Origin of the sequence: Pseudomonas sp. 14P_8.1_Bac3, assembly GCF_025466085.1 — a bacterium.
In the GTDB taxonomy this organism is placed as follows: Bacteria; Pseudomonadota; Gammaproteobacteria; order Pseudomonadales; family Pseudomonadaceae; genus Aquipseudomonas.
This window is the reverse complement of the sequence record NZ_JANLOD010000015.1, coordinates 1-5,398: the sequence shown is the minus strand read 5'-3', so window position 1 is coordinate 5,398 and position 5,398 is coordinate 1. Positions and strand designations below refer to the sequence as shown.

Genomic DNA, 5,398 nt, shown 5'->3' with positions numbered 1-5,398 from the left:
CGTGTGTTTTTTGCGCGCGGACGAGAAATCGTTCCGATTCCGAAACTTAGCGATCCCCTGTGACCGTTTGCCGCTTATTTGACCCCGCACCTGATTAACGGTTGACACGCTGTCGTTCGCCTGTAGAATGCCGCCACACAGACGCGGGATGGAGCAGTCTGGTAGCTCGTCGGGCTCATAACCCGAAGGTCGTCGGTTCAAATCCGGCTCCCGCAACCAAACATCAAAAAAGGCTACTCGAAAGAGTGGCCTTTTTTGTATCTGTTGAAAAAGTCCTTTCGCAACAATGACCTGTCACTCTGTAATGAATCGTTTCGCGGCCACACAGCGCTGAGATCAGACTATGCTGAAGCGCAGACAGAACCTGCCACGACGGATGACATGCCATCGCCCACAACGGGTGAGAGGCGTTAATATTTGTGATTATTTTTTTCTACAGGGATTGGTAACTTGGCTGGATACCTCCATCCTGTCGCGCACAATCCAAGAGGTGATTGATGCGCGCCAACTCGTCTGATCCACAGGACACCGTCACAGCGACACAACCTATCAAGGCCGAGCGTTTGCGCCTGCTTGATCTGGTCAGCAAGTATCGCCAGCCCATCGGGCTGGCGGTCACCCTGCTGTTGTTCGCGATCGCGCTGATTGCCTGTCGCCATCTGCTGAGCGAACTCGATCTGTACGCTCTGCACGACTCCATTCTTGAAGTGCCGAAACCGGCACTGCTGGGTGCTCTCGCGGCGACCGTGGTGGGCTTCATCATTTTGCTCGGTTACGAATGGTCGGCCAGCCGCTATGCCGGCGTCACCCTGGCACCGCGGATTCTGGCCCTGGGCGGGTTCACCGCGTTCGCCATCGGCAACGCCATCGGTCTGTCGATGCTGTCGGGGGGTTCGGTTCGCTACCGTTTATATGCACGTCATGGTCTGGGCGCCTCCGAAGTCGCGCACATGACGCTGTTCGCCAGCCTCTCCCTTGGCTGCGCCCTGCCCCCGCTGGCCGCCCTCGCGACGCTCAGCAACCTGCCTGCCGCCTCCGCCGCCCTGGGTCTTTCCGAGACACTGCTGGGGGCGATTGCCGCCGTCGTACTGTTGTTGTTCAGCGTATTAGCCATCGGTATCTATCGCCGACGCTTGCCGGAGCAACCTTATCCGGACAACCTGCTGGTCAAGGCCGGTCGTCGCACCTTGCGCCTGCCGGGCCGCCGTCTGACCTTCCTGCAACTGATCATTACCGCCCTGGACGTGGCCGCCGCCGCGACCGTGCTGTATCTGTTGCTGCCGGAAGCGCCGCCGTTCGGTGCCTTCCTGCTGGTGTACCTGCTGGCGTTGGCCGCAGGCGTGCTCAGTCATGTTCCCGGAGGCGTCGGCGTCTTCGAAGCGATTCTGCTGGCCGCCTTCGCCGACAAACTCGGCGCTGCGCCGCTGGCGGCCGCCCTGCTGCTCTATCGCCTGATCTATGTGGTGCTGCCATTGTTGGTAGCCTGTCTGCTGCTGTTGATCAACGAGGGTCAGCGCCTGTTTCAGACGCGTCAATCATTGCGCGCGGCGTCCGGCCTGGCCGCGCCGATCCTGGCAGTGCTGGTATTCCTGTCCGGCGTGGTACTGCTGTTCTCCGGCGTGACCCCGGAAATCGACACGCGCCTGGAACACATAGGCTTCCTGATCCCCCATCGACTGGTCGACGCCTCGCACTTCGGCGCCAGCCTGGTCGGCGTGCTCTGCCTGTTGCTGGCACAGGGCCTGCGTCGGCGCCTGTCCGCCGCCTGGATGCTGACCACCATTCTGTTGCTGGTGGGTGCCGCGCTCTCGCTGCTCAAAGGCTTCGACTGGGAAGAAGCCTCGTTGATGACCGTGACCGCGAGCCTGCTCGGGGTCTTCCGCCGCTCGTTCTATCGCCCGAGCCGTTTGACCGAACTGCCGTTTTCGCCGTTGTACCTAGTGTCGAGCCTGTGCGTGCTCGGCGCGTCGATCTGGCTGCTGCTGTTCGCCTATCAGGACGTGCCGTACAGCCATCAACTCTGGTGGCAGTTCACCCTCGATGCCGATGCCCCCCGCGGCTTGCGCTCATTGCTCGGTGCCGCCGTGCTGCTGGTGGTCGTGTCCCTGACCTGGCTGTTGCGCACTGCGCGACCGGTGATTCACTTGCCGACGCCAGATGAGCTGGACCGCGCGGTAAAGATCCTGATGGCCTCCGCGCAACCGGACGGTGGCTTGGCCCTGACCGGTGACAAGGCGTTGCTGTTCCACCCCAACGACGAGGCGTTCCTGATGTACGCGCGCCGTGGGCGCAGCCTGGTGGCGTTGTACGACCCGATCGGCCCGACGCAGCAACGGGCGGAAATGATCTGGCAGTTCCGCGACCTCTGCGACATCCACCACGCCCGCCCTGTGTTCTATCAAGTCCGAGCGGAAAACCTGCCGTACTACATGGACATCGGCCTGACCGCGATCAAGCTCGGCGAAGAAGCCCGGGTCGACCTGCAGCGCTTTGATCTCGACGCCAAGGGCAAAGAGATGAAAGACCTGCGCTACACCTGGAACCGCGGCACCCGTGACGGCCTGTCGCTGGAGATCCATGAGCCGGGGCATGCGCCGATGGATGAGCTCAAGGTGATTTCCGATGCGTGGCTGACCGGCAAGAACGTGCGCGAAAAAGGTTTCTCCCTTGGCCGTTTCAGCGATGATTACCTCAAGCATTTCCGCATTGCGGTGATTCGTTTCGAAGGGCGCCCCGTGGCGTTCGCCAATTTGCTCGAGACCTACGGCCATGACCTGGCCAGCCTCGACCTGATGCGCGCGCACCCCGACGCCCCGAAGCTGACCATGGAGTTCATGATGGTCGGCTTGATTCAACATTATAAAAATCATGGATACGCGCGTTTCAGCCTGGGCATGGTGCCGCTGTCGGGGTTGCAACCCCGGCGCGGCGCGCCACTGACTCAGCGTCTGGGCTCGATGGTGTTCCGCCGTGGTGAGCAGCTCTACAACTTCCAAGGCTTGCGCCGCTTCAAAGACAAGTTCCAGCCTGACTGGGAACCCCGTTATATGGCCGTGCCCGCCGGACTTGATCCGCTGGTAGCCCTGGCCGACACTGCTGCCCTGATTGCGGGCGGCTTGACTGGATTGGTGAAACGCTGATGATTCAACGCTCCTTGCGGTATGTACTGGGCACACTGGTCGTGCTTGCCCTGATTCTCGGTGGCGGTTACTGGTACCTCAAACGCCCGGCGCCGGAACCGACCCTCGAACAGCTGACACCGGCCGATGGCGCCGCGATGACCCGCGTCATTCCCGGCAATACCCCGCGCGCGCAGGTGCTGGTGGCGGTGACCGACGAGCAGAAGCTCAGCGACAAGCAGTTGATGACCCTGAGCCGCACCGGCTCGGCGCAGATCGTTCAAGTGATCCTGCCGAAAGACTGCCTGCTGCAAAGTCGTGCCCTGCAATCGGGCCTGCGAGAATTGAAAGGCCCGGCGACCCTGGTGAGCGGCATCGGCCCAGGCGCCGTGCTGGCCTGGCGCTGGCTGGCCGAGCAGAAGAACGACAAGGCCCAGGCCGTGTCGGTCGACCTGGCGCTGGAAAAGGGTGGCTGCACGCACCTGTTTCCGAAAAGCGCTGCTCATGGCCACTGGCTGGTGGCGTGGAACGACAACCCGGACGACGCCAGCGCAGGCTTTGTGCGCGACCAACCCAACGCCGAAACCAGCATCAGCGACTACGACATCAACCTGCCGCAAGTGCTGAACAACGAACTGCGCAAGATCCTCGTCGGCGGCGACAAAGCCGCTGGCGGTCTGCAGATTCCCGTGGTCGAAGTGCCGGCCGGCCAGGCCAAGGATACCGTGACCCTGTTCCTCTCCGGCGATGGCGGCTGGCGCGACCTCGACCGCGACGTCGCCGGCGAAATGGCCAAGATCGGCTACCCGGTGGTCGGCATCGACACCCTGCGCTACTACTGGCAGCACAAAAGTCCGGAGCAAAGTGCCCTGGACCTCGCCGAACTGATGCAGCACTACCGGCAGAAATGGGGCACCAAGCGCTTCATCCTGACCGGTTACTCGTTCGGTGCCGACGTCTTGCCAGCCATCTACAACCGTCTGGAAGCCTCGGAACAGCAACGCGTCGACGCCATCATCCTGCTGGCCTTCGCCCGCACCGGCAGCTTCGAAATCGAAGTCGAAGGCTGGCTCGGCAACGCCGGCAAAGAAGCCGCCACCGGCCCGGAAATGGCCAAGCTGCCACCGGAAAAAGTAGTGTGCATCTTCGGTGAAGAGGAAATCGACGAAAGCGGCTGCACCGACAAAACCGCCGTGGGCGAAGCGATCAAACTGCCCGGCGGCCACCACTTCGACGAGAACTACCCGAAACTGGCCCAGCGGCTGGTGGATGTAATCGAGAAGCGGCAGGCGAAGCAAGAGGCGGCTCAGGAGTAAGTGAATCCTGGCCACATCTCACCTGTAGGAGCGAGCAGGCTCGCGAAAAACCAGAGAACGACGCGGGGCACCTGATGCTCCGCGTGATCGTTCAAGACCATCGCGAGCCTGCTCGCTCCTATAGTTATCGCGTCAATTCGTCACCCCTTCACTCCCTCAAAGACACAAAAACCCCCGCTGCCGCACGGGCAACAGGGGCCTTACTCGTCAGAGGCGGCGCTTTGCGGCGCCGTAGACCTCTTCATCCCTTCGGGCGCCGACGGCGACGATCAACACCTGTATCGCCTTTCCATCGACCCGATAAACAATTCGCGTATCGCCGGTCCGAATTCTTCTACAGCCAGCAAGGCTGGCTCTCAGGGCTTTGCCGCTCTTGTCCGGCTCGCCGTTGATAATCCGATCCTCGATAACATCGAGAATGCGATTCGCCGCAACGGCTCCCAGCAGATCCAGATCCTTCTGGACTTCGGGATGATAAATAACGCACCAAACCATCCACCGCTCCTTTAGTCCTTCCTGGCGTATCGCGCCCGCATAGCGTCATGGCTGACTGCCTGGGTGGTGTCGAAACCGGCCAGTCGTTCCCTGGCGGCCGCTTCAATCCGCAAGTCATCGAGCTCGTCGAGCAGTTCCTGATACGCATCGACGTTGATGATGACCGCGGCCGGTTGGTTGTCTTTAAAAATGACCAAGCGCTCAGTGGCGCGACTGGATATTTCCTTTAGCCTCGCACTGAAACCTCTGACCATTGCAGTCACTGATATCGCCTGGTCAGCACGCTCTAGTAGTGCTGTCATACTCACCTCTCTACACATTTATGCACAATTGAACGCAATACTCTGCGCAGAGTATTGCGTTGAATATCACATCTCGCAAGCTGCAAAAAAAGATGAGCACCACAATTTTTCCTGTGGGTGCTGGTTTGGACGCTCCCACAGAGTTCTTCGCTGGATTGGAACAGTG

4 protein-coding genes and 1 tRNA gene are annotated in these 5,398 nt (G+C 60.9%); 3 read left to right on the top strand and 2 right to left on the bottom strand.

Going from position 1 to position 5,398, the window contains the following annotated elements; genetic code table 11:
• Window positions 1-142: 142 nt before the first annotated feature.
• The 3 genes from NTD84_RS05055 to NTD84_RS05045 all read left to right on the top strand — a co-directional run bounded on the left by NTD84_RS05055 (window position 143) and on the right by NTD84_RS05045 (window position 4,435).
• Window positions 143-219: transfer RNA gene (locus NTD84_RS05055), tRNA-Met, on the top strand.
• A gap of 278 nt (window positions 220-497) precedes the next feature.
• Window positions 498-3,140, top strand: coding sequence for a bifunctional lysylphosphatidylglycerol flippase/synthetase MprF (mprF, locus tag NTD84_RS05050; RefSeq protein ID WP_262163909.1), 2,643 nt, complete (start codon window positions 498-500; stop codon window positions 3,138-3,140).
• On the top strand, window positions 3,140-4,435 hold the full coding sequence (locus NTD84_RS05045; RefSeq protein WP_262163908.1) for a virulence factor family protein: 1,296 nt from the start codon (window positions 3,140-3,142) through the stop codon (window positions 4,433-4,435). Before mprF ends, NTD84_RS05045 begins: the two co-directional genes overlap by 1 nt.
• 207 nt (window positions 4,436-4,642) lie before the next feature.
• On the opposite strand, the gene NTD84_RS05040 is transcribed toward NTD84_RS05045, so the two are convergent.
• Together NTD84_RS05040 and NTD84_RS05035 are read right to left on the bottom strand one after the other, a co-directional pair.
• A complete protein-coding gene (locus NTD84_RS05040; protein WP_262163907.1) occupies window positions 4,643-4,930 on the bottom strand; it encodes a type II toxin-antitoxin system RelE family toxin in 288 nt (95 codons plus the stop codon).
• Between the two features lie 11 nt (window positions 4,931-4,941).
• Window positions 4,942-5,232: a type II toxin-antitoxin system Phd/YefM family antitoxin gene (locus tag NTD84_RS05035; protein ID WP_262163906.1), complete on the bottom strand. Its 291-nt coding sequence runs from the start codon at window positions 5,230-5,232 to the stop codon at window positions 4,942-4,944.
• Window positions 5,233-5,398 lie beyond the last annotated feature (166 nt).